The following is a 21,563-nucleotide window of genomic DNA, read 5'->3' as shown; positions in this document are numbered from 1 at the left end:
CACGCCACAAGCGGCGTAAAAGCGGACCGAATCAGATTGTCCGAAACGGCGCCACCAGTCGCAATGGCGGCCCATCAAGGCCGTATAGCGAATTGGCGCTGGTTTTGCCAAGCAAAACGCCTGCCATCTGGACGCGGTCGTCAGCCCGCGCTGGCTTCGTAGCGAGCGCGGGAGAGTGCATGCGTGGCGAGATGTTGGAACCGCTGCCAAACTCGTCATGGCCGGGCTTGTACCGGCCATCCACGATGTTCCGCGAGGGCGTGGATGCCCGGCACAAGGCCGGGCATGACGGTCTTCCCGAGTGCCTCGGAGGCGGAGCGTTACGCCTTGTCCAGCCCGTACAGCGTATGCAGCGTTCGCACCGCCAGTTCCGTGTAAGCCGCGTCGATCAGCACCGAGAACTTGATCTCGGAGGTGGTGATGGCGCGGATGTTGATCTTGCGCTCGGACAACGCCGCAAAGGCCTGGGCGGCGACGCCGGCGTGGCTGCGCATGCCGGAACCGATCACGGAGACCTTGGCGACATCGGTGGCGGTGTCGAGCCGCTGATAGCCGATGGTCCCCTTGGCCGAGGTGATGGTCTCCTTGGCGCGGACGTAGTCGGAGGCGGGCACCGTGAAGGTCAGGTCGGTGGTCTTGCCGTCTTCGGAGACGTTCTGCACGATCATATCGACATTGATGTTGGCTGCCGCCAGCGGCACGAAGATCGAGGCGGCTACCCCGGGCTTGTCCTCGATCTGGCGGACCGAAATCTGGGCCTCGTCCTTCGAGAACGCGATGCCTGTGACGACGTGGCTTTCCATGATTTCCTCCTCGCTGCAGATCAGCGTGCCCGGCGGCGTGCCGTGCGGGTCGATGTCTTCGGGTTTGTCGAAACTAGAACGGACGAAAATCGGCATGTTGTGGACCATGCCTACTTCCACGGAGCGGACCTGCAGCACCTTGGCGCCCTGCGAGGCCAGTTCCAGCATTTCCTCGAACGCCACCTTGTTCATGCGCTGCGCCTTCGGCACCACGCGCGGGTCGGTGGTGTAGACGCCATCGACGTCGGTGTAGATGTCGCAGCGGTCGGCCTTGATGGCGACGGCGATGGCCACCGCCGAGGTGTCGGAACCGCCGCGGCCCAGCGTGGTGATGCGGCCGGTGTCGGCGTTGATGCCCTGGAAGCCGGCGATCACGGCGACTTCCTTGCGGTCGTTGAAGCGAGAAATCAGCTCGCTGCCGTCGATCTCCAGGATTCGTGCTGAGGCGTGCGCATCGGAGGTCTTGATCGGGATCTGCCAACCCTGCCAGGACCGCGCCTGGATGCCGACCGCCTGCAGTGCGATCGCCAGCAGGCCGGAGGTGACCTGTTCGCCGGAGGCGACGATGGCGTCGTATTCGCGGGCGTCGTGCAGCGGCGAGGCGTCGGTGGCCCAGGCCACCAGCTCGTTGGTCTTGCCGGACATGGCGGAGACCACCACGGCGACGTCATGGCCGGCATCGACCTCGCGCTTGACGTGAAGCGCGACGTTGCGGATGCGGTCGATGTTGGCGACGGATGTACCGCCGAATTTCATAACGAGACGGCCCATGACGAGTGGTGCATTCCCTGGCGACAGTGGGTAAAGATACCGCGCACGCGCGCGCAAGCGAGAAGGCGCGTATACCGAGCGGCGCGGGCGGGGGCAAGTCACCCCGGTTCCGCAACCGGTAGAACGTACCAAGATCAGGGTTTTAGGACGGCCGATGGGGCGCTATATCGACGATATCCTGCAGCCGGGCGAGAAAGTGTTGTATTCGACCAACGCCCACTGGATTTTCTACCTCCCGGCCATTGCCGCGTGGATTGCGGCCTGCACCCTGTTGGTGCTGTCGCGCACGACCCTCAATGAAAACCTGATCCTGCTGTGTCTGGCGAGTGCGGCGGTGGTAGCGCTGGCGGGGCTGTATTGGTCGCTGAAGGCCTGGTTCCATCGCTGGACCACCGAGACCGATGTGACCAACTTGCGCGTCGTGCACAAGACGGGGTTTATCACCCGCAAGACCTTCGAGATCGGGATCGACAAGGTGGCGAGCGTCAACGTCAATCAGAGCATTTTAGGCCGTCTCCTTAACTACGGCGATGTCACCATCGAGACCATGGGGGAAGCCGAGCAGACTATCCCGACCATTGCATCCCCTTTGGCATTCCGCAGTCACATCACTGCCCGATAGGACCGCCTACACCATGGCTCCGCATTCCAACATTCAGGACGCCTCGGCGTCCTCCGTCGATGCCTCCGAAGTCGCAAAATTTTCGAAGCTGTCGGATGAGTGGTGGAATCCCAAGGGCAAGATGGCGCCTTTGCACAAGATCAATCCGCTGCGCCTGACCTACATCCGCGACGCCGCCTGCCGCAAGTTCGACCGCAACGTCAAAAGCCTGGGCTGCCTGTCCGGCCTGCGCATCCTCGACATCGGCTGCGGCGCCGGCCTGTTGTGCGAACCGTTTACTCGGCTGGGCGCCCAGGTGATCGGCATCGATCCCTCCGCCACCAACATCGCCGCGGCGCGGCTGCATGCCGACAAGTCGCAGCTCTCGATCGACTATCGCTGCACCACCGTGGAAGAGATGGACACCCGCGAACGTTTCGACATCGTGCTGGCGATGGAAGTGGTCGAGCACGTCGTCGATGTCGGTGCCTTCCTCGATCGCTGCGCGCTGATGCTGAAGCCCGGCGGGCTGATGGTGGTTTCCACCCTGAACCGCAACTGGAAAAGTTTTGCGCTCGGCATCGTGGCCGCCGAATACGTGCTGCGCTGGCTGCCGCGCGGCACCCACCAGTGGGACAAGTTCGTCACCCCCCACGAACTCGCCCACCATCTGGCGCGCAACAAGCTCGCCATCACCGAGCAGACCGGCGTGGTGTACAATCCGCTGGCCGACCGCTGGGGCATGTCGTCCGACATGGACGTCAACTACATGGTGGTTGCCGAGGAGATCTAGCTTCCCGACAGCCCCGCCCGCAGCCGCGGCGTGGCGAAATCGATGAAGCTTCGCAGTCTGGCCGTCGCCTGGTTTGCGGCGCCGAACACCAAGTGCACCGGGATCGGCGGCGGCTCGAAATTCGTCAACAGCAGTTTCAGGCGGCCGGCGGCGACATGCTCCTCGACCTGATAGGATAGCACCCGCGCAATGCCATGGCCTTCGAGCGCGGAGTCGATCGCGCTCGCTGCGCCGGTCAGAAAAATTCGCGGGCGGATAGCGACGGGTTGCAGCGCCTTGCGCTTGCTGCCGGGGCCGGGGGCGAAGCTCCAGGGCTCAACTCCGGCGGCGGAGTTGGCCATCAGGCAGGCGTGCTGCAGCAGGTCGGCCGGAACCTTCGGCGCCTTGTGGCGCGCGAGGTAGGCCGGCGATGCGCACAGCACCTGACGCACCTGACCGAGTCGTACCGCCACGAGATTTGAATCCGGCAGATGGGCGAGACGTACGGCGACGTCGATGCCTTCCTCGATCAGGTTGACGATGCGATCGAGCGAGACCAGCCGTGCCTGCACCTCGGGGTAGGCGTCCAGATATTCATGGAGCAGTGGGCGAATCCGTAGCTGTCCGAACAGCAGCGGCGCCGTCAGCGTCAGCAGCCCGCGCGGTTCGTCGCGCTGGGCGGCGGCGCCCAGCTTTGCCGTATTGAGTTCGGCCAGCACCTTCCGGCAGGTGGCGAGATAGCCATCGCCGAACTCGGTCAGATGCAGCGCGCGGGTGGTCCGGCGCAGCAGTTGCGCGCCGACCCAGTCTTCCAGCGCGGTGATCGCCCGGGTGACGTTGGCGGGCGAATGGCCGAGCTTCCGCGCCGCCGCGGCAAGCGATCCTTCGTCCACCGCGGCCACGAAGGCCGTCATCGCATCGATCCGGTCCATTGTTGCAGTATCGGCAATTAGCTCTTCCGGGCAAGGCGAATTCCGCAAATTTCTGCAATGGCCGATACATGTCGGACGGAAACGATCACGAACCCGAGGAAGTCAGCATGACCGTCACTTACCAAACGATCCGCGTCGGCGAAGTCGATGTGTTCTACCGCGAGGCCGGCCCGGCCGACGCGCCGGTAGTGCTGCTGTTGCACGGCTTCCCCACCAGCAGCCACATGTTTCGCGACCTGATTCCGGAACTCTCGGCGACCTATCGCGTCATCGCGCCGGACCTGCCGGGCTTCGGCAACACGGCCGCGCCATCGCGCGAAAAATTCGACTACACCTTCGACAACCTCGCCCGCGTCATCGATGGCTTCACCGAGGCGCTCGGCCTCTCGCGATACGCGCTCTATATCTTCGACTATGGCGCGCCGACCGGCCTTCGCCTGGCCATGGCGCATCCTGAGCGCGTCACCGCCATCGTCAGCCAGAACGGCAATGCCTATCTCGAAGGGTTGAGCGACGCCTGGGGACCGTGGCAGACCTACTGGCGCGAGCCGACGCTCGCGCATCGTGAAGCCTGCCGCGAATCGCTGTCGCCCGCGACGATCCGCGACTGGCAGTACCTGACGGGCACCGACAAGCGCCGGGTCTCGCCAGATGGCTATACGCTCGATATCGCCTATATGGCGCGACCAGGCACCGAAGAGATCCAGCTCGATCTGATCCTCGACTATCGCACCAACGTCGCCCTGTACCCGGCGTTCCAGGACTACTTCCGCATCCATCAGCCGCCGCTGCTGGCGATCTGGGGCAAGAATGATCCGGCCTTTATCCCGGCCGGCGCGGAAGCCTATAAGCGCGATCTCCCCGATGCCGAGGTGCGTTTCCTCGACACTGGCCATTTCGCCCTGGAGACCCACGCCGCCGAGATCGGCAGCGCGATGCGCGAATTCCTTGGCCGCTGCATTCTGGCGGATTGAGGTTATTCGCCCCCGAGCCTGCCGCCGCCGAACATGGTGGGTACGTAACGCGGCATGCCGAGGGCTTCCATGAAGCGGTGCTTGGTCAGCACGGGGTCGAACGCGATGGGGGGCCGGACAACCTCGACGTCCGGCCTGGTCGATAGCACTAGAAAGCGTGCGCCGTCGCCCATGGGCGGTGTGCCCATTGCCGAGGCAAATGCCTGCGGCGTGGCCACGTTCTCGGCGCGTCCGATTCCGGCGGCGCGGGCCAGTGCGGCGAGGTCGAGTTTCGAACTCGTCAGCGCTTGGCCTCCGGACGCGGCATGGACGCCGTTCTGGATCAGCAGCACCGTCAGGTTGCCAGGTGCCACCGCGCCAATGGTGACCAGCGATCCCATATGCATCATCAGCGCGCCGTCGCCTTCTACCACGAATACCGGCCGTTTTGGTTGCGCGACAGCGAGGCCGAGGGCGAGGGGCAACGCCAGGCCCATCGCATCCTCGAAGTAGAAATTTTCCGGCGCGTGATGCATCGCGGCCCAGAGGTAGGACGCATTGCCGAGCGACGTCACCACAAGCGCATTGGGCGGCAGCTTGTCCGCAAGCACCTTATAATATTCGGCTCTGCTGGCCCGGGTCTCGTTCACCACTGCACATCCTCCTGCGACAACAGCAGCGCAAACGGGCACGAGGCTTCTTCGGCATAGGTCGCCGCGCGTTCGACCTGCGGGCCGAGCGGCCGGTGGCGATCGGCGATCGCATAGGAAAGGCCGATGCCCTTGAGCACCGGTTCGGTCACGCGCCCCTTAGGCACATGATAGAACACGGGATCATCGACGGTGCCGCGATACGACACCAGCATCAAGAGTGGAAACTGGTAGCGCTGCGCCAGCGACACCATGCCGGCGCCCATGCTGAGCAGGCCGGCATTCTGCACGAACATCGCCGTGCGCACACCGCCGAGGCGCGAACCGCAGGCAATCGCCAGAGCTTCTTCCTCATGCGTCGCGCGGATCAGCTTGATCTTCGGCTCCGCCTCGATCTGCACCAGGATCTCGCCAAGCCAGGAGTCCGGCACGGCAATTGCAACACCGAAGTCGAGACGTTTCAGGGTGTCGAGGATTTCTGAAGGCCTATGCAAATCCGCCAACTTCTCATCGGACGTCGCCATCAATCATCCATCTCCATCGGAGCAGGTTGCTGCCGATCCACAATACACTAAACGCGAGAATTCACGTTCCGCAACGAGTAGTGAAAGAGCTGGTGCAATTCATGCGCCAACAGAGGATTGAACATGAAGCGTTGGCTGCTTGCTCTCGTCGTCGCTGCTTTCGCCGTGCCGGCGCAGGCGCAGGACAAACTCGTGATCAGCATCTGGGGCGGTAGCTGGCGCGATCTGGTCGCCGACACCGTCGCCAAGAAGTTTACGGCCGAGACCGGTGTGCCGGTGGAGTTCATCACCGGTGGTACCATAGATCGGCTCAACAAGGCCAAGCTCGCGAAGGGCTCCCCTGAGAGCGATCTGACCTTCACCACCTCGCATGTCGGCTGGATCTACGCCACCGACGGATTGTTCGAAGAGCTCGATACGGCGAAACTTCCGAACGCGAAGAATCTCGCCGACGAAGCCCGCATCAGCCCGTTTCATCTCGGCGCCTGGGCTTATGTCTACACCATCGGTTATCGCGCCGACCTGCTGCCCGGCATGAAGTTCGAAAGCTGGGAAGATCTCTGGAAGCCTGAGTTGAAGGGCAAGATCGCCGCGCCGGATTTCGATCCGAGCCACATTATCGCGATCTCTGCGATGTTGTCCGGTGCAGATGCTGCGCACTGGGAAAAGGGCGAGGACAAGCTGAAGGCGCTGAAGCCGAACTTCAAGGCGTTCTACACCGACGATGCCAACAGCCAGCAACTGCTGGCCTCGGGCGAGACGCCGGTGCAGGTGGTGCTGTCGATGAACGCCTATTACATGATCGGGCAGGGCGTGCCGATCACGCTGGCGATTCCGAAGGAAGGCGCCGTACTTGGCGTCGATACCGTGGCGATCATGAAGGGAACGAAGAAATCCGAGCTGGCCTACAAGTTCATCAATGCGCTGTACGATCCCGAAGTGCAGGCGGAGATCGCCAAGATCAAGAAAGGCAGCCCGGCAGTGCTCAACGCCAAGATCGATCCCGAAATAGCGAAATTGCCTGGCGTGTTCACCACTGCCGCGCAATGGAAGCAGCAGATCAACATCGATGCCAAGCTGCGTGCCGAGAAGACCGCGGAATGGCGCAAGTGGTTCGCCGAAAACATCATGAACTGATGGCGAGCCGCGGCCTGTCGTCGTGAACGCGCAGCCCTTTCTCCGTCCGTTTACGGCGCCGGCCGTGCTTTGCACAGTCGGCCTCGTGGCCGCCATGGCGGCGGTGCTGCAATTCAGCTTGCGCGCTTACGTGCCCGGCTCGCTTGAGCCGGGTGGTTTCACCCTGGCCAACTTTTCCGATTTGCTGAAACCGCTCTATGCAAAAGTGTTTCTCGATACCGTCTGGATTTGCTTCCTGACCGCGATCTGCACCCTGTTCGTCGGCTATCCCCTCGCTTTTGCGCTGGTGCGGACGCAGAACGCGATCCTCAAATCCATCCTGCTGGTGATCGTCGTGACGCCGCTGTTCCTCGGTGAGGTGGTGCGCACCTATTCCTGGATCATCGTGCTCGGCAACAACGGGTTTATCAACTCGGTGCTGATGAATCTCGGCATCGTCAGGCAGCCGATCCAGTTCATGTTCACTACCTTCGGTGTCGTCGTGGCGCTGGTGCATGTGACCATGCCGGTGATGGTGGTGATGCTCGCCGCCGGGCTGTCGCACATCGACCGCGATTACCAGAAGGCCGCCGAAAGCCTCGGCGCCGGCCCGGTTCGGACGTTCCTCACCATCACCCTGCCGCTATCGATGCCCGGCGTCGTCGCCGGCGTCACCACGGCCTTTGCCTGGACTTTCAGCGCCTTCGCGACGCCACAGCTGATCGGCGGCGGCAAGGTCAACATGATCTCCAACCTCGTCTACCAGCTAGGCTTCGCCAGCTTCAATTTTCCGTTTGCCGCCAGTCTCTGCGTGGCCGGCCTCGCGCTGACTATCGTGGTGCTGACCGTGCTGCGCCTCGCCGCCCGCCCGCTCGACGACCTCAAGGCGCATTGAAATGCCGCGTTCGACCTATCAGCGCTTGCTCGGCTTTGTCGGAAAGCTCGCCGTGCTGCTGATCCTCGGCTTTTTGGTGCTCCCGGTCGCCGTAGTCACCATCGCCGCCTTCAACGATCGCGCGATCCTGTCGTTTCCACCACAGGCGTGGTCGTTGCGCTGGTTCGCCAAGGCCATCGCCTATCAGGATTTTCGCGACGGCTTTCGCAATGGGTTAGTCGTCACTGTCTGGGCCTCGACGATCGCGCTGATGGTCGGCGCGATGTTCGCCTATGCGCTCGATCGCTACCGGTTCCGCTTCAAGAAAGGAATCGAAGGCATTTTGTTGTCGCCGCTGGTGATCCCGCATTTTACCGTCGGGCTGGGCTTTCTCATTCTCGCCGCACAGGTCGGCTGGACTCGCGGCTACGCCGTGGTGGTGTTCTGTCACGTCGTGCTGGTGCTGCCGTTCGTGATCCGCAGCGTCTACGTGTCGCTGCGCAATCTCGACCAGAGCTATGAACTCGCTGCGGCCAGCCTCGGCGCGCCGCCGTCGCGTGTGTTGCTGACGGTCACGCTGCCGCTGCTGTTGCCCGGCCTGGTCAGCGGCTGGCTGTTCGCCGCTATCCTGTCGTTCAATGAATTCACCGCTTCGCTGTTCGTCACCGCACAGCGTACCCAGACTCTGCCGGTCGCGATGTACAACTATGTGCGGGAATATGCCGATCCGTCGATGGCGGCACTTTCGGTGATGTACATCGTCGGCACTGCGGTACTGATCGTTTTCGCCAACGCGTTCCTGGGTCTGGGTAAGGTCTTGAATATTGAACAATCTCGCTGACTCCCGGAATGGTACGGCTTCCTCAGGCGACGACATCGCGGTCCGTTTTGACGCCGTGACAAAACGCTTCGGCGACGCAACAGCATTGCGCGAGGTCTCGCTGTCGGTGCGGTCGGGCGAATTCATGACGCTGCTCGGTCCGTCGGGCTGCGGCAAGACAACGCTGCTCAATCTGGCGGCGGGGTTCTTCAGTCCGGACGGCGGCGAAATCCGCATTGATGGCGCGCGCGTCAACGACGTACCTACCTACCGGCGTGAAATAGGCATGATGTTTCAGAACTACGCGCTGTTCCCGCACATGAGCGTCGCCGAGAATATCGCCTATGGCCTGAAGGTGCGGCACATCGCGAAAAAGGAGCGAGATCGTCGCGTCGAGGAGGTGCTGGCGCTGGTCAGGCTCGCCGGCATGGCGGGCCGCAAGCCGCGCCAGCTATCCGGCGGTCAGCAACAGCGCGTCGCGCTGGCGCGCGCGTTGGTAATCAGTCCAAAAGTGCTGCTGCTCGATGAGCCGTTTTCGGCGCTCGACAAGAACCTGCGCGCCTCGATGCAGGTGGAGCTCCGCGAGATTCAGCGCAAGCTGAAGGTGACCACGATCTTCGTTACTCATGATCAGGGTGAGGCCCTGAGCCTGTCGGACCGGGTCGCCGTGATGTCGGACGGTCGCATTCGCCAGCTAGGCACGCCGGAAGAGATCTACCGCCGGCCCTGCGATCGCTTTGTCGCATCGTTTGTCGGCGACGCCAATGTGCTGCGCGGCCGGCTGGATGGCTTCGACGGCGCGCATAGCACGGTCGCCGTGGGCACGGCGCGGGTAAAAGTACCGGAGGCGCCGTTGCGCGGCGTCGCACTCTCCACGCCCGTGGATCTGTTCGTTCGGCCTGAGCAGTTGAAGATCGCCGAAATATGCGCGCCCTCGGCCTTCGGCGGCCGGGTTGCCGCCCAGGTGTACCAGGGCGGACATGTCGATCTCTATATCGAATGCGCGCAATCCGCGTCCGACCGGTTGCTGGTGCGGTCGGCGGGCCAGGACGCTATGACGCGATGGCCTGTGGGCGCCGAGGTTGGCATGATCATCGGCATCGACGATGCCGTCGCCTTTCCGGTTCCGTAGCGCCTTAGAAGCCGTCGAGAAGGATCACCGTCGGCGTCCGCGGCAGCGCGCCCAGCGACATCCGCAGGGTGCGCCCGGTTCTCATATCGACGGCGAACTGCTGGCCGATCTTCTGCATGAAGTCGCCGAGCGGCGTGGCGAAGCGGTGCATCGGCAGCACCACCGAAGCGCGCAGCCGCTTGGTGATCTCGGAGATACCGTCCAGCGACATGGTGTAGCTGCCGTCGATCGGCACCATAACTATGTCGAGCCGACCGATAGCGGCGAAATGGCTCTCATCGAGCTTGTGGTGCAGGTGTCCAAGATGGCCGATGCACAGGCCAGCGACCTCGAAGATGAAGATCGAATTGCCGTCTTTGATCATCTCGGAGTTGGCGTCGTCGCTGTAGTAGCGACGGATGTCGGTGGTGACATTGCGGATCAGCACGTCGCCGACGCGTTCGTTGATATGTGCCGGCTGGCCGTTGTCGCCCCAGCCGTGCAGCACGTGCTTGATCGCCGGATCGGGATACATCGTATAGTGCGTGCTGTGGGCACGGTTCATGGTGACCACATCGGGAAGCCGGTCGAGCCGGTAGACGCCGTTGTAATCGGTGGCGATGGTCACGCCGCCCGGCGTGTCGATGTAATAGGTGGAATGGCCGGCATAGGTGATCGAGACCTCGTCCGCCTTTGCCGCCGTGCGGCGCAGGCTGACCGGCGTGGCCCGCGGCGGTCCGCCCGCCATCGCCAGGCATTCGCTGCCGCGCGAAACATTTTGTGCCGCCGCCGGCGCGATCAGCGCCCCCAGCATTGCAACAACGACAGAAAGGGATCGCAGCATAGCGGCCGTCTCCGATTGCGCAGGGCGCCACTGTATCGCGGAAGCCCACGCCTGCAATGGCGGTGCGCGACGAAGCGTTGATCATCGTGTGATGAACCCTTGGGCATGCCGTCCCTACCTATGCGGGCCCGCCGCGCAACACATCGTGTCGGCGACACGTTTTGAACGGAACATGAAGCATGGCCCATCCCCGACACCGAACCATCGTCACCGAGCAATCTGAAGAGATACTGCTCGGGCACCCCAAGGAAAAGCCGGTGGTGCTGATCGCGGCGCTGGGTCGCGAGCTTGGCGTGTTGCAGGGGGTACGCGGCGCCTGGCTAATGCGCGCGATGCGTCCCAGCCTCGGCGGGCCGAGCTGGATGCTGGGCGTCGATTATCCCGGCGATTGGCGGGACGTCACCGAGGCCGTCGGCCGCGCCGTCGCCGGCGATATCCTGCAGGGGTATTTGCTCGACGTCATGGCGATCGGCCGCAGCGAATTTGCGGAAGGACTGCGCGACGGCATTTCCGTCCTGCCGCCGCGGCGCGGGTTCTTTCGACGGCTGTTCGGTTGAGCTATTGCAAATATGGAGCGCGGCATCGCCGATCCGCGATTGAAGCCTGCTCTATGCGACCGCAACCCTCGGCCCGCGCCGCAGCAGCGCCCGGATCTCTGCGGCGGGCTTCGCCGCGCTGAACAGCCAGCCCTGCATCTGGGTGCAGCCGAGCGTCCGCAGCAGATCGAGTTGCTGCTGGGTCTCGACGCCTTCGGCGGTCGTGTCCATATGGCGGGCGTTGGCGATGGTCACTACCGCCTGCACGATCGACGATGACCCGCCGATGTCGGACAAATCCTTGATGAAACAGCGATCGATCTTGATCTTGTCGAACGGAAAGCGCTGCAGGTAGCTCAACGAGGAATAACCGGTGCCAAAATCGTCCAGCGCGATTCGCACGCCGATGGCGCGCAACTGGTGCAGGATCGCCAGAGCGGTTTCATCGTCGCGGATCAGCACGGCTTCGGTGATCTCGAGTTCTAGCCGGTTGGCCGGCAGGCCCGATGCCGCAAGCGCCTGCACCACCTTCAGCGCCAGGGTCTGTGATTTGAACTGAACCGGCGAGACATTGACTGCGAGCTTCACCGCGACGGGCCACGTCGCCGCTTCCGCGCAGGCGGTCCGCAGCACCCATTCGCCCAGTTCGGCGATCAGGCCGGTTTCCTCGGCCACCGGAATGAACTCCGCGGGCGAGATCATGCCGCGGACCGGATGCCGCCAGCGCAACAGCGCCTCGCAGCCCGTCACCTCGTTGCTGACGATGTCCACCAGCGGCTGGTAGTGGATCTCGAGATCGTCATGCGCCAGCGCCCGGCGCAGATCGAGCTCGAGCGCGCGACGTGCTTTGGCGCTGGCATCCATGGCCGGCTCGAAGAAGCGGTAGTTGCGGCGTCCGTCGGCCTTGGCGCCATACATCGCCAGATCGGCATGGCGCAGCAGTTGGTCCAGATCGGCGCCGTCGCCCGGGGCGATGGCGATACCGATGCTGGCGTCGGTGGAAATCTGGTGACCGAGACACTCGCAGGGCTGCCGGATCGCGGCATACAGGCCCGCGACCAGATCGATGACGTCGTCGCGACCGCTCACGGCGGTTTGCACGATGGCGAATTCATCGCCGCCGAGCCGGGCGACGAAGCCTGACGCGCCGACGCAATCGCGCAGCCGGGTGGCCACGATCTTCAGCAACTCGTCGCCGATGGCATGGCCGAGAGAATCGTTGATACCCTTGAACTCGTCGATGTCGATGTAGAGGATCGCAAACTGCGCGCCATCCGGCAGCGCGGCGATTTCTCGCTCCATCTGCTGACGAAACATCACGCGGTTCGGCAGGTCGGTGAGTGCGTCGTAATGCGCCAGATGCGCGATGCGCTGCTCGGAGCGGCGGCGTTCGGTGATGTCTTCCAGCGTCGAGGCCCAGCCGCCATCGATGGACTTCTGATACAGGATCTGGATCGATCGGCCGTCCGGCGTCTCCAGCACCGTGTTGTGAACGGTTCCCTCCGCCGCGTTGCGCAGGAACGTGGTGCAATAGGCTTCCGCATCGCCGACGAAGGTGCCGGTGGCCTGGCGATGCCGGATCAGGTCTCGGAAATGGCAGCCTGGTTTGACCACGTCGGTCGAGACCCCAAACATGTCGATGAAGCGTTGGTTGCAGACCACGAGGCGCGCGTTAGCATCGAACAGCACCAGGCCCTGGGTCATACTATCGATGGCGGTGTCGAGGTGTTGCGATTTTTGCGCCAGCATCTGCTGTGCCGCGCGATGCTGCCGGATCAATTGCCGCACGATCAGGAACAGGGTGGCGAAAATGACCAGCGCGGCAAGGGTGGCGCCGAAAATCTCGAGCCGGGTCTGTTCTCGCCAGTCGTTCAGGGCCGCGGCCATGCTGTTGGTGGCGACGATCAGAATAGGCGAGGTACTCAGGCGCCGCGCCGATGCGAGCTGGTCCTCGCCGTCGATCGGGCTCAAATAGCGGCCGCTGGAACTGCCGCCGGACGCCAGGATATTGCGAAACACCGAACTCGTCGCCAGGTTCTGGCCGATCACCGTGTCATTGCGCGGGTAGCGCGCCAGCACCGTACCGTTGCGGTGAATCATGGCGATGGTGGCGTCCTTGCCGAGTGCCAGCGAAGCGAAAAAATTTTCGAAATGCACGGGCTCGACGCCACGGCTGATCATGCCCAGGAATTCATCATTCTGGCCGACCAGCTTGCGCGCAAACACCGCCGTCCAGGCGCCCGTCACGCGGCTGATCACGGGTTCTGCCAGCACGGTTTGCGGACCGTTGGCGGCCTGGAGCGTCTGGAAGTGCGAGCGATCGGCCACGCTGATGTCGGGGACGGGCCAGGCTTCCGAGGAATTGATCAGCCGTCCTTCGGCGTCGAACAGGTTGAGGCCGCCCATATAGGGCAGGCTGGCGAGCTTGGCGCGCAGCAGCCGATGCACGTCGATGCCCGACATCAGGCTCTTGTAGGCTTCGTCGGTGTCGATATTGGCCGACTTCATGTAGGCGACGACGTCGTTCTGGACGCCCTGCAGATCGTCGAATTGCTGATCGAAGTGTCGCGTCACCAGCAGGACGGTGTTTTCCAGCTCGCGTTTGCTGCTATCAATGGCACGGTCGCGGAAGTGGATCGCTACCAGCACGGTTCCGATCACGATCGCCGTGATGAGCAGGCCGCCGCACAGAATCAGGCCCTTGATCGGCTCCAGCACGAAGCGAAGCCGACGCGCCGCACCCGCGGGGGCTGCTTGGCCAACGTCGATTGGTCCTGTCCGCTGGATTTGCATTATCCCGTCCGAATTCCAGCAACCTGTATAACCATCGGTTACCCAACATCGGGTTAGCAACCTCGGTAAAGACGAGGTTAATCATCAGGATCTTTGGATGCGTGATCGCGTCCCATGTGGAGAAATGTCGCTGCGCGTCTGCTGCCTCCGCGCAATTTTATTTCACGGCGACGCTCTCTTTTCGCTTGGGCAGAACAGCTATGCGCTAGGCCCTGACGGCAAGTTGCGCTAAGGGAGCGCCTTCACTTGGTTTTGCACTTGGTTTGGCCGTCGCGTGACTGCGGGACGAAACCGCATCACGGATCTCGATATGACCGACGGAACAAGCTTCATGCCCGCTGCTGCGGCAGCAGGGCTCCCCAAGCCTTTGAACTCCCCGGCGCGGGTGCTGCTCGCCAGCCTGATCGGCACCACTATCGAGTTCTTCGATTTCTACGTCTATGCGACCGCGGCCGTGCTGGTGTTTCCGACCCTGTTCTTTCCCAACTCCGACCCGACCACGGCGCTGCTGGCGTCCTTCGCTACCTTCTCGATCGCGTTTTTCGCGCGCCCCTTCGGCGCCGTGATCTTCGGTCACTTCGGCGATCGCGTCGGGCGCAAGACCACGCTGGTAGCGGCGCTGCTGACCATGGGCATTTCCACCGTGGTGATCGGCCTGCTGCCGACCTACGCACAGATCGGCGTCGCCGCGCCGCTGCTGCTGGCGCTGTGCCGCTTCGGCCAGGGGTTCGGCCTCGGCGGCGAGTGGGGCGGCGCGGTGCTGCTCGCCACCGAGAACGCGCCGGAAGGCAAGCGCTCGTGGTACGGCATGTTTCCGCAGTTCGGCGCGCCGCTCGGCCTGTTTCTGGCCTCCGGCGCGTTCTGGATCCTGCTGCACTTCATGTCGCAGGAATCGCTGCTGCGCTGGGGCTGGCGGATTCCGTTCGTCGCCTCGATCGCGCTGATTGGTATCGGCCTGTGGGTGCGCCTCTCGATCACCGAGACGCCGGAATTCCAGAAGGCCATCGACAAGGCCGAGCGCGTCGCCGTGCCGGTGGTGGAACTGTTCCGCAACCACAAGCGCAGCCTGTTCCTCGGCACCTTCATGGCGCTGGTGACCTTCGTGCTGTTCTACATCTGCACGGCCTACCTGCTGTCGTACAATGTGAAGGTGGTCGGCATCTCGTTCCTCGATGCACTGCGCGTGCAGATCTACGGATCGGTGCTGTTCGGCCTCACCACGGTCGCCGCCGGCAAGCTCGGCGACCGCTTCGGCCGTCGTGAGCTGCTGATCTGGAGCACCGCCGCGGTGGCGCTGTTCTCGTTCGCGCTGGGGCCGCTGCTGACCTCCGGCATCGGCGGCATCTATGCCTTCACCACCATCGGCATGCTGCTGTTCGGCCTGAACTATGGTGTGATCGGCACCGCGCTGGCGGCGCCGTTCCCGACCCGCGTGCGTTACACCGGATCGTCGATCACCTTCAACCTGGCGGGCATCTTCGGCGCCTCGCTGGCGCCCTACATCGCGACCTGGCTGCAGGCCAACTACGGAATGAACCATGTCGGCTACTACCTGCTGGCGGCGTCACTGGTGACGCTGGCCTGTATCTTCGCCTCGCCGAAGAACGACATCTGATCGCGCACGTCCGCGGCGGCGAGCGCCGCCGCGGAGATGATACCAGGCCGGATGAAGCCCAAGCACTTCTGTTATGACGCCGTTGCGGTTGACCGCAGCACGGCTGGCCGTCACGGTGCCGCGCAACTGAAGCCCTGACCGAATCCCTCAATGTTCAGCATCGCCACACTCTGGATTCCCTTCACCATCGTCGCCGCCCTGGGGCAGGTGGCGCGCAATGCGATGCAACGCTCGCTGACCGGTCCGCTCGGCACCTGGGGCGCCACCAATATCCGATTCCTGTTCGGCTTCCCGTTTTCGCTGCTGTTCTTCGCGGTGGTCATCACGGCCACTGGCGACCGCATCCCGTGGCCGAGCGCCGCGTTCTGGCCGTGGTTGCTGCTCGGTGCGCTGAGCCAGATCCTCGCCACCGGCTTGATGCTGGCGGCGATGAACGACCGTTCCTTCGTGGTTACCACCGCCTATCTGAAGACCGAGGCGATCCAGACCGCGATCTTCGGCTTCGTGTTTCTCGGCGACCACCTGACGACATTGAAGGTCATCGCGATCCTGATCGCGACCATCGGCGTCGTGGTCACCGCGTTGCGCCCCGGCGCGGTGCGCGACATCGCCAGCGTGCGGCCCACGGTGCTTGGGCTCGTGGCCGCAGCCGCCTTTGCCTTTTCGGCGGTCGGCTTTCGCGGCGCCATCATCGTGGTGCCCGACGTCTCCTTCGTCACCGCGGCGTCCTACACCCTGGTGTGGGGTCTGTTCGTACAGACGCTGGTGCTGACGATCTATCTGGTCGTTCGTGCGCCCAAAATACTGCGCGACATTCTCGGTCTGTGGAAGCCCTCGATGCTGGCCGGCTTAATGGGGGCCGCCGCTTCGCAATTCTGGTTTCTCGCCTTTGCGCTCACCGCCGCCGCCAATGTGCGCACCCTGGCGCTGGTCGAAGTGCTGTTCGCGCAAGCCGTGGCCTACTACTCGTTCAAGCAGCCGCTGTCGGCGCGCGAGGTCTCGGGGATCGCGCTGATTGTAGTCGGCGTCGCGCTGCTGGTGGCGGTGTGACGTAGGGTGGGCAAAAGCGCTTTTTGCGCCGTGCCCACCATCACGCGTGCAGTGGTGGGCACGCTTCGCTTGCCCACCCTACAGACTACGAATAATGCCTAATTCCTATCGCCCGGCAGCACCGGCAGCGGGCTGACCTCGATGCCCTCTTCGATCATCGAGCGAGCTTCGTCGGCCGTCGCTTCGCCATAGATCGGGCGATGCTCAATATCGCCGTAATGCATTTTGCGCGCTTCGTCGGGAAATTTCTCGCCGACATTGTCGGCATTCTTCGTCACGTGGTCGCGCAGTTCCTTGATCTTGGCGCGCAGCTCGGCTTCCTGCGCCATCATCAGCGGCGTGGAATTGGCGGTGCTGAGTTCCGTCGGGACCGGCTGTGCGGCTTCGATCGCCTCGGCGACCGCGCGGCCTTTCGTTTTGCGGCCGATCTGCGGGGCCATGATGGCCTTCTCGACCTTCACAGAGCCGCAGGAAGGACAGTTCACCAACTTGCGCTTGACCTGGCTGTCATAGGCCGACGAGCTCTGGAACCAGCTCTCGAAAGCGTGGCCATGGTCGCAGCGCAAATTGTAGCGGATCATGTTGCTTCACGGACGAGGTGGAGATAGTCCGGGCCGGCCTTGGGATCGGCGACGCTGAAGCGGCGGCCGTGCTGCAGCGACGGTACGCTTGCGCGCGCCTCGGTGACCCGGGCCGCATCGATCTCGGCGAGGATGAAGCCCGGCTCATTGCCGGTGGCTTCGGCGATCACCTTGCCCCACGGATCGATGATCAGCGAGTGGCCGTAGGTGGCGCGCTTGTTTTCATGCACGCCGCCTTGCGCGGCGGCGAACACGAAGCAGCCGTTCTCGATGGCGCGGGCGCGCAGCAGCGTGTGCCAGTGCGCCTCGCCGGTCTTCTGCGTGAAGGCCGAAGGCACCGCCAGGAACGAAGCCCCGCTCTCGGCCAGCGCGCGGTACAGCGCCGGGAAACGCACGTCGTAGCAGATCGTCAGGCCGATCCGGCCCCCCGGCAGGTCGGAGATGACCGCGGTTTCGCCGGGCTGGTAGTTGGCGCTCTCGCGATAGCTCTCGCCGTTCGGCAGGTCGATGTCGAACATATGGATCTTGTCGTAGCTCGCCAGCACCTGGCCGTCCGGGCCGATCAGGAACGAACGGTTGGCGGCGCGGTCCGGCGTCGCCAGCACCGCGAGCGAGCCGATATGCAAATGAATCTTCAGTTCGGCCGCCAGCGCCCGATAGGCTTTCAGCGACGCATCGTCTTCTTCGGTGCGCAGATGCTCGAACAACGCGGTGCGATTGAGCTGCATCATGTTGCTGACCTCGGGGGTCTGCACGTAGTCGGCGCCGGCCAGCGCCGCCTCTCGGATCAGATGACGGCCCTGTTCCAGGCTGGGCTCCGGCAGCAGGCCGGTGCGCATCTGCACCATCGCGGCGGTAAAGGTCGCGGGCTGCTCGGTCATGAGATGGCCTTCTCGCCGGCGATCATGCCGTCGAGCTTGCCTTCGCGATCCAGCGCGTAGAGATCGTCGCAGCCGCCGATGTGGCTGCCGTCGATGAAGATCTGCGGGAAGGTGGCACCGGCCTCGGTGCGGTCGAACATCTGCTGGCGCAGCGTCGGATCGGTGGCGACGTCGAAATGCGTGTAGGCGGCTTTCTTGCGCTGCAGGAGCGATATCGCCGCGCTGCAATAGCCGCAGCCCGGACGGGTGTAGATTTCGATCGCGGCGGCCATAGTTCGGGCGCTCCATTGGTGCGGAAGTCCCTGATTATATGGGAGACCTGTGGGCCTCCACAACCCGCGCGAAGACCAGAACGTCGACTTGCGCGGCCTTGGCACGCAGCAGCGCCCGGGCGCAGGCGTCCGCGGTGGCGCCGGAGGTCAGCACGTCGTCGATCAAAATCACCCGGCGACCCTGGATTTCGGCGCGCCGCTCGGGAGCGACCTTGAAGGCGCCCTGCACGTTGGTCGCGCGTTCCGCGCGCGACAGCCCGATCTGGTGCTCGGTCGGGCGGATCCGGCGCAGCGCATCGCGGGATACGGCAACGCCGCTGTTCCGGCTGATCGACCGCGCCAGCGCCCCGGACTGGTTGAAGCGGCGCGAAAAGCCGCGCCGCCAGTGCAACGGCACCGGCACCAGGATGTCGGCCTCGTTCAGAAGTTCCCGCCCGGCGCGCGCCATCCAGCGCCCCATGGCGGGGGCCAGATCGGTGCGGTCATGGTATTTGAGCTGGTGCACCAGCGTGCGGGCAACGTCGTCATAGCGCACCGCCGCGCGCGCCCGCTGGTAGGCCGGCGGATCGGCAATCGCCTGCATCGACAGGATGCCGGGACCGGGATCGTAGACAAAGGGAATGCCGAGCCGGGCGCAGAACGGCGGCGCGATGAACGACAGCTTGGCCCAGCAATTGGCGCAAACGCCATCGCCCGCCACCGGCTCGCGACAGGCCACGCACAGCGTCGGCAGCGCGATGTCGAGCGCGGCGCGAGCCGTGTGCTGCCAGGCGGATCGGCAAAGGCGCAGCACGCCGCGGAACGGTGCGGCAAGGGAACGGGAAGGTGCGGCTTCAGCGTCCATAGCGAAAAGTTAGCGCCGACTAGTGGGACTCTCAAGCATCTCGTTCCCCGGACGCGATGCAATACGAAGTATTGCTTCGCAGATCCGGGAAACGAGACCGCGCTTGCGATTGCTAGACCACGCCAAATTGGCGTACCAAGCCCGAATGGCTCCCAATCCTTCTTCGGCCCCCCTCCTGTTCGACCGCGCGCTGCTGCGCGCGCGCCAGGCGAGGGCGCAAAACCACGGCGCCGCCACCTTCCTGCTCGACCGCGTGGCCGAAGAGATGGACGAGCGACTGCACGCCGTGTTGCGCACGTTCACCCACGCGGCGGATATCGCCACGCCCGGCGACGGCCTGCGCGCCGCCATCGCCGGGCGCGTCGGCCAGCTCGCTTATGTCGCGGTCCCCGATGATGAGCGCGATGGCCTTGGTCTGGCGCCGGCCTCGCTTGACCTCGTAGTTTCCGCGCTGGCGCTGCATTTCGTCAATGACCTGCCCGGCGCAATGGTGCAGATCAGCCGCGCGCTGAGGCCGGACGGGCTGCTGCTGGCCGCCATGCTCGGCGGCGACACGCTCACCGAGTTGCGGCAGAGCTTTGCGGCGGCGGAGGCCGAACGCGAAGGCGGCATCTCGCCGCGCGTCGCCCCGTTCGCCGATCTGCGCGACGTCGGCGCGCTGCTGCAGCGCGCCGGATTTGCGCTGCCGGTCACCGACGTCGATCGCATCATCGTGCGCTACGACAGCGCCTTTGCGCTGATGCAGGATTTGCGGCGTATGGGCGCGACCAACATTCTGATGGAGCGCCGCCGCACCCCATTGCGCCGCGCCACGCTGCTGCGGATGGCGCAGATTTACAGCGAACGCTTTTCCGATCCGGATGGCCGCATCCGCGCGACCTTCGAAGTGATCTGGCTGTCCGGCTGGGCGCCGCACGAGAGCCAGCAGAAGCCGCTGAAGCCGGGCTCGGCAAAAGCGAGTCTGGCGGATGCGGTGCGCGGGCTGAAGAAGTAGGGTGGGCAAAGGCGCACTTGCGCCGTGCCCACCATCTTACGCGTCGCCTCGTGTTGGGCACATCCGCCCGCGCTTTGCGCGATCGGATTTTGCCCACCCTACGATTCTACGCGGCGCTTCCTACAGCAAATCGATCAGATGCGGGATCAGCGGGATGTCCGCCGCCGGCATCGGATAGTCGCGCAGCTTGTTCGCCCGCACCCAGGCCAGTTGCTGGCCCTCGCGTGCGACGGCTAGGCCCTCCCAGCGCCGGCAGATGTACAGCGGCATCAGGAGGTGAAAGTCGTCATAGGCGTGGCTGGCAAAGGTCAGCGGCGCGAGACACGCCTCCTTGACGGTGATGCCGATCTCCTCATGCAACTCCCGGATCAGAGCCGCCTCCGGCCGCTCGCCGGGCTCCAGCTTGCCGCCGGGGAATTCCCACAGCCCCGCCAGCGTCTTGCCTTCTGGCCGCTGCGCGATCAGCACGCGGCCATCGGCATCGACCAGCGCACAGGCGACGACGAGAACCAGTTTCACGAGCGGTAGTCGCCGTTGATCTCGATGTAGGCCTTGGTGAGGTCGCAGGTCAGCACGCGGTCGCTGCCCTTGCCGAGGCCGAGGGCGACCTTGATCTGGATCGTCGGGCTTTTCATCGTCGCCGAAACCTTGTCCTCGTCATAGGACGGGTCGCGCGCGCCTGATTTCGCCACGCGGATGCCGTTGAACGAGATCGAGAGCTTGTCGCGGTCGGCGGGCTGCCCGGCCTTGCCGACGGCCATTACCACGCGGCCCCAATTGGCGTCCTCGCCGCCGACCGCCGTCTTCACCAGCGGCGAATTGGCGATCGACATGGCGATTTTTCGCGCCGAGGCCTTGGAGGTCGCGCCTTCGACGATGACCTCGATCAGTTTGCGCGCGCCTTCGCCGTCCCGTGCCACCTGCTCGGCGAGATCGTCGAGCAGACCCTGCAGCGCCTTCACGAACGGCTTCAGCCGGAGGTCGCTGGCCTTGGTGATCCTGGGCGCACCGTGCGCCGCGGCGGCCCCGGTGGCGAACATCATCAGCGTGTCGGAGGTCGAAGTGTCGCCATCGACGGTGACGGCGTTGAAGCTGTCGGTGACGCCGGCCTTGAGCAGCGCCTGCAGCGCCGGCGCCGAGATCGGCGCGTCGGTGAAGATGAAGGCCAGCATGGTCGCCATGTCCGGCGCGATCATGCCGGATCCCTTGGCCATCCCGTTGATGGT

The 21,563-nt window shown here is 64.2% G+C and carries 23 protein-coding genes; 11 read left to right on the top strand and 12 right to left on the bottom strand.

Annotated elements, in window-relative coordinates:
* Positions 1-320 precede the first annotated feature (320 nt).
* Entirely contained in the window at positions 321-1,574 is a 1,254-nt protein-coding gene (locus JWR89_RS17610) for an aspartate kinase (protein ID WP_299718428.1), read from the bottom strand.
* Positions 1,575-1,728: 154 nt separating this feature from the next.
* Between JWR89_RS17610 and JWR89_RS17605 the strand changes: the two genes are divergently transcribed.
* A complete protein-coding gene (locus JWR89_RS17605; RefSeq protein WP_299718425.1) occupies positions 1,729-2,196 on the top strand; it encodes a PH domain-containing protein in 468 nt (155 codons plus the stop codon).
* A 13-nt stretch (positions 2,197-2,209) separates the two neighbouring features.
* Entirely contained in the window at positions 2,210-2,968 is a 759-nt protein-coding gene (gene ubiG / locus JWR89_RS17600) for a bifunctional 2-polyprenyl-6-hydroxyphenol methylase/3-demethylubiquinol 3-O-methyltransferase UbiG (RefSeq protein WP_299718423.1), read from the top strand.
* On the opposite strand, the gene JWR89_RS17595 is transcribed toward ubiG, so the two are convergent.
* Positions 2,965-3,879, bottom strand: a complete 915-nt coding sequence (locus tag JWR89_RS17595; RefSeq protein ID WP_299718421.1) for a LysR family transcriptional regulator — start codon at positions 3,877-3,879, stop codon at positions 2,965-2,967. The genes ubiG and JWR89_RS17595 overlap by 4 nt on opposite strands.
* Before the next feature lie 107 nt (positions 3,880-3,986).
* Between JWR89_RS17595 and JWR89_RS17590 the strand changes: the two genes are divergently transcribed.
* A complete protein-coding gene (locus JWR89_RS17590) occupies positions 3,987-4,853 on the top strand; it encodes an alpha/beta hydrolase (protein ID WP_299718419.1) in 867 nt (288 codons plus the stop codon).
* Between the two features lie 2 nt (positions 4,854-4,855).
* Here JWR89_RS17590 and JWR89_RS17585 read toward each other — a convergent pair whose 3' ends face one another.
* On the bottom strand, positions 4,856-5,482 hold the full coding sequence (locus JWR89_RS17585; protein ID WP_299718417.1) for a thiamine pyrophosphate-dependent enzyme: 627 nt from the start codon (positions 5,480-5,482) through the stop codon (positions 4,856-4,858).
* Positions 5,479-6,006: a thiamine pyrophosphate-binding protein gene (locus JWR89_RS17580; protein ID WP_299718415.1), complete on the bottom strand. Its 528-nt coding sequence runs from the start codon at positions 6,004-6,006 to the stop codon at positions 5,479-5,481. Before JWR89_RS17580 ends, JWR89_RS17585 begins: the two co-directional genes overlap by 4 nt.
* 123 nt (positions 6,007-6,129) lie before the next feature.
* Between JWR89_RS17580 and JWR89_RS17575 the strand changes: the two genes are divergently transcribed.
* From JWR89_RS17575 to JWR89_RS17560, 4 genes are all read left to right on the top strand, one after another.
* Entirely contained in the window at positions 6,130-7,143 is a 1,014-nt protein-coding gene (locus JWR89_RS17575) for a polyamine ABC transporter substrate-binding protein (protein WP_299718413.1), read from the top strand.
* 64 nt (positions 7,144-7,207) lie between these two features.
* On the top strand, positions 7,208-8,017 hold the full coding sequence (locus JWR89_RS17570) for an ABC transporter permease (protein WP_299718411.1): 810 nt from the start codon (positions 7,208-7,210) through the stop codon (positions 8,015-8,017).
* Position 8,018: 1 nt separating this feature from the next.
* Positions 8,019-8,837: an ABC transporter permease gene (locus JWR89_RS17565; RefSeq protein WP_299718409.1), complete on the top strand. Its 819-nt coding sequence runs from the start codon at positions 8,019-8,021 to the stop codon at positions 8,835-8,837.
* Positions 8,838-8,892: 55 nt separating this feature from the next.
* Positions 8,893-9,948, top strand: a complete 1,056-nt coding sequence (locus tag JWR89_RS17560; protein WP_299718407.1) for an ABC transporter ATP-binding protein — start codon at positions 8,893-8,895, stop codon at positions 9,946-9,948.
* A 4-nt stretch (positions 9,949-9,952) separates the two neighbouring features.
* Here JWR89_RS17560 and JWR89_RS17555 read toward each other — a convergent pair whose 3' ends face one another.
* Positions 9,953-10,771 carry an MBL fold metallo-hydrolase gene (locus tag JWR89_RS17555; RefSeq protein ID WP_299718404.1) on the bottom strand — a complete coding sequence of 273 codons (819 nt, stop codon included), beginning with the start codon at positions 10,769-10,771 and terminating at the stop codon, positions 9,953-9,955.
* A 179-nt stretch (positions 10,772-10,950) separates the two neighbouring features.
* Here JWR89_RS17555 and JWR89_RS17550 point away from each other — a divergent pair, with 179 nt between their 5' ends.
* Positions 10,951-11,328: an enhanced serine sensitivity protein SseB C-terminal domain-containing protein gene (locus JWR89_RS17550; protein ID WP_299718403.1), complete on the top strand. Its 378-nt coding sequence runs from the start codon at positions 10,951-10,953 to the stop codon at positions 11,326-11,328.
* 51 nt (positions 11,329-11,379) lie between these two features.
* Here the strand turns inward: JWR89_RS17550 and JWR89_RS17545 are convergent, their stop codons facing one another.
* Positions 11,380-14,025 carry an EAL domain-containing protein gene (locus JWR89_RS17545; RefSeq protein WP_299718401.1) on the bottom strand — a complete coding sequence of 882 codons (2,646 nt, stop codon included), beginning with the start codon at positions 14,023-14,025 and terminating at the stop codon, positions 11,380-11,382.
* A gap of 385 nt (positions 14,026-14,410) precedes the next feature.
* On the opposite strand from JWR89_RS17545, the gene JWR89_RS17540 reads away from it, so the two are divergent.
* Together JWR89_RS17540 and JWR89_RS17535 are read left to right on the top strand one after the other, a co-directional pair.
* Positions 14,411-15,715: an MFS transporter gene (locus JWR89_RS17540; protein WP_299718399.1), complete on the top strand. Its 1,305-nt coding sequence runs from the start codon at positions 14,411-14,413 to the stop codon at positions 15,713-15,715.
* A gap of 150 nt (positions 15,716-15,865) precedes the next feature.
* Positions 15,866-16,765, top strand: a complete 900-nt coding sequence (locus tag JWR89_RS17535) for an EamA family transporter (RefSeq protein WP_299718397.1) — start codon at positions 15,866-15,868, stop codon at positions 16,763-16,765.
* A 98-nt stretch (positions 16,766-16,863) separates the two neighbouring features.
* Here the strand turns inward: JWR89_RS17535 and JWR89_RS17530 are convergent, their stop codons facing one another.
* The 4 genes from JWR89_RS17530 to JWR89_RS17515 are packed head-to-tail and all read right to left on the bottom strand — an operon-like array spanning position 16,864 to position 19,343.
* Positions 16,864-17,346, bottom strand: coding sequence for a DUF1178 family protein (locus JWR89_RS17530; protein ID WP_299718395.1), 483 nt, complete (start codon positions 17,344-17,346; stop codon positions 16,864-16,866).
* Positions 17,343-18,227 (bottom strand): carbon-nitrogen hydrolase family protein, encoded by an 885-nt coding sequence (locus tag JWR89_RS17525; RefSeq protein WP_299718393.1) that lies wholly within the window; start codon positions 18,225-18,227, stop codon positions 17,343-17,345. The genes JWR89_RS17530 and JWR89_RS17525 overlap by 4 nt, the downstream gene beginning before the upstream one ends.
* Entirely contained in the window at positions 18,224-18,499 is a 276-nt protein-coding gene (grxC, locus tag JWR89_RS17520) for a glutaredoxin 3 (protein ID WP_299718391.1), read from the bottom strand. Before grxC ends, JWR89_RS17525 begins: the two co-directional genes overlap by 4 nt.
* 34 nt (positions 18,500-18,533) lie before the next feature.
* Positions 18,534-19,343 carry a ComF family protein gene (locus JWR89_RS17515; protein ID WP_299718389.1) on the bottom strand — a complete coding sequence of 270 codons (810 nt, stop codon included), beginning with the start codon at positions 19,341-19,343 and terminating at the stop codon, positions 18,534-18,536.
* A 145-nt stretch (positions 19,344-19,488) separates the two neighbouring features.
* Here JWR89_RS17515 and JWR89_RS17510 point away from each other — a divergent pair, with 145 nt between their 5' ends.
* A complete protein-coding gene (locus JWR89_RS17510) occupies positions 19,489-20,337 on the top strand; it encodes a methyltransferase domain-containing protein (RefSeq protein ID WP_299718387.1) in 849 nt (282 codons plus the stop codon).
* Between the two features lie 120 nt (positions 20,338-20,457).
* Here JWR89_RS17510 and JWR89_RS17505 read toward each other — a convergent pair whose 3' ends face one another.
* Positions 20,458-20,856 carry a (deoxy)nucleoside triphosphate pyrophosphohydrolase gene (locus JWR89_RS17505; RefSeq protein ID WP_299718385.1) on the bottom strand — a complete coding sequence of 133 codons (399 nt, stop codon included), beginning with the start codon at positions 20,854-20,856 and terminating at the stop codon, positions 20,458-20,460.
* Positions 20,853-21,563 (bottom strand): bifunctional ornithine acetyltransferase/N-acetylglutamate synthase (locus tag JWR89_RS17500; RefSeq protein ID WP_299718383.1); only part of this gene is annotated, 711 nt, incomplete at its 5' end. The genes JWR89_RS17500 and JWR89_RS17505, both read right to left, overlap by 4 nt.

Origin of the sequence: Tardiphaga sp., from assembly GCF_028290785.1 — a bacterium.
In the GTDB taxonomy this organism is placed as follows: Bacteria; Pseudomonadota; Alphaproteobacteria; order Rhizobiales; family Xanthobacteraceae; genus Tardiphaga.
Note: the sequence above shows the minus strand (reverse complement) of the source record. Positions and strands in the feature narration are given on the sequence as shown.

Bases quoted from the DNA above. Each gene is read 5' to 3' on its own strand.
- JWR89_RS17610 (WP_299718428.1), bottom strand. From the start codon at position 1,574: ATGGGCCGTCTCGTTATGAAATTCGGCGGTACATCCGTCGCCAACATC.
- JWR89_RS17605 (WP_299718425.1), top strand. From the start codon at position 1,729: ATGGGGCGCTATATCGACGATATCCTGCAGCCGGGCGAGAAAGTGTTG.
- ubiG (WP_299718423.1), top strand. From the start codon at position 2,210: ATGGCTCCGCATTCCAACATTCAGGACGCCTCGGCGTCCTCCGTCGAT.
- JWR89_RS17595 (WP_299718421.1), bottom strand. From the start codon at position 3,879: ATGGACCGGATCGATGCGATGACGGCCTTCGTGGCCGCGGTGGACGAA.
- JWR89_RS17590 (WP_299718419.1), top strand. From the start codon at position 3,987: ATGACCGTCACTTACCAAACGATCCGCGTCGGCGAAGTCGATGTGTTC.
- JWR89_RS17580 (WP_299718415.1), bottom strand. From the start codon at position 6,006: ATGGCGACGTCCGATGAGAAGTTGGCGGATTTGCATAGGCCTTCAGAA.
- JWR89_RS17575 (WP_299718413.1), top strand. From the start codon at position 6,130: ATGAAGCGTTGGCTGCTTGCTCTCGTCGTCGCTGCTTTCGCCGTGCCG.
- JWR89_RS17565 (WP_299718409.1), top strand. From the start codon at position 8,019: ATGCCGCGTTCGACCTATCAGCGCTTGCTCGGCTTTGTCGGAAAGCTC.
- JWR89_RS17555 (WP_299718404.1), bottom strand. From the start codon at position 10,771: ATGCTGCGATCCCTTTCTGTCGTTGTTGCAATGCTGGGGGCGCTGATC.
- JWR89_RS17550 (WP_299718403.1), top strand. From the start codon at position 10,951: ATGGCCCATCCCCGACACCGAACCATCGTCACCGAGCAATCTGAAGAG.
- JWR89_RS17540 (WP_299718399.1), top strand. From the start codon at position 14,411: ATGACCGACGGAACAAGCTTCATGCCCGCTGCTGCGGCAGCAGGGCTC.
- JWR89_RS17535 (WP_299718397.1), top strand. From the start codon at position 15,866: ATGTTCAGCATCGCCACACTCTGGATTCCCTTCACCATCGTCGCCGCC.
- JWR89_RS17530 (WP_299718395.1), bottom strand. From the start codon at position 17,346: ATGATCCGCTACAATTTGCGCTGCGACCATGGCCACGCTTTCGAGAGC.
- JWR89_RS17525 (WP_299718393.1), bottom strand. From the start codon at position 18,227: ATGACCGAGCAGCCCGCGACCTTTACCGCCGCGATGGTGCAGATGCGC.
- grxC (WP_299718391.1), bottom strand. From the start codon at position 18,499: ATGGCCGCCGCGATCGAAATCTACACCCGTCCGGGCTGCGGCTATTGC.
- JWR89_RS17515 (WP_299718389.1), bottom strand. From the start codon at position 19,343: ATGGACGCTGAAGCCGCACCTTCCCGTTCCCTTGCCGCACCGTTCCGC.
- JWR89_RS17510 (WP_299718387.1), top strand. From the start codon at position 19,489: ATGGCTCCCAATCCTTCTTCGGCCCCCCTCCTGTTCGACCGCGCGCTG.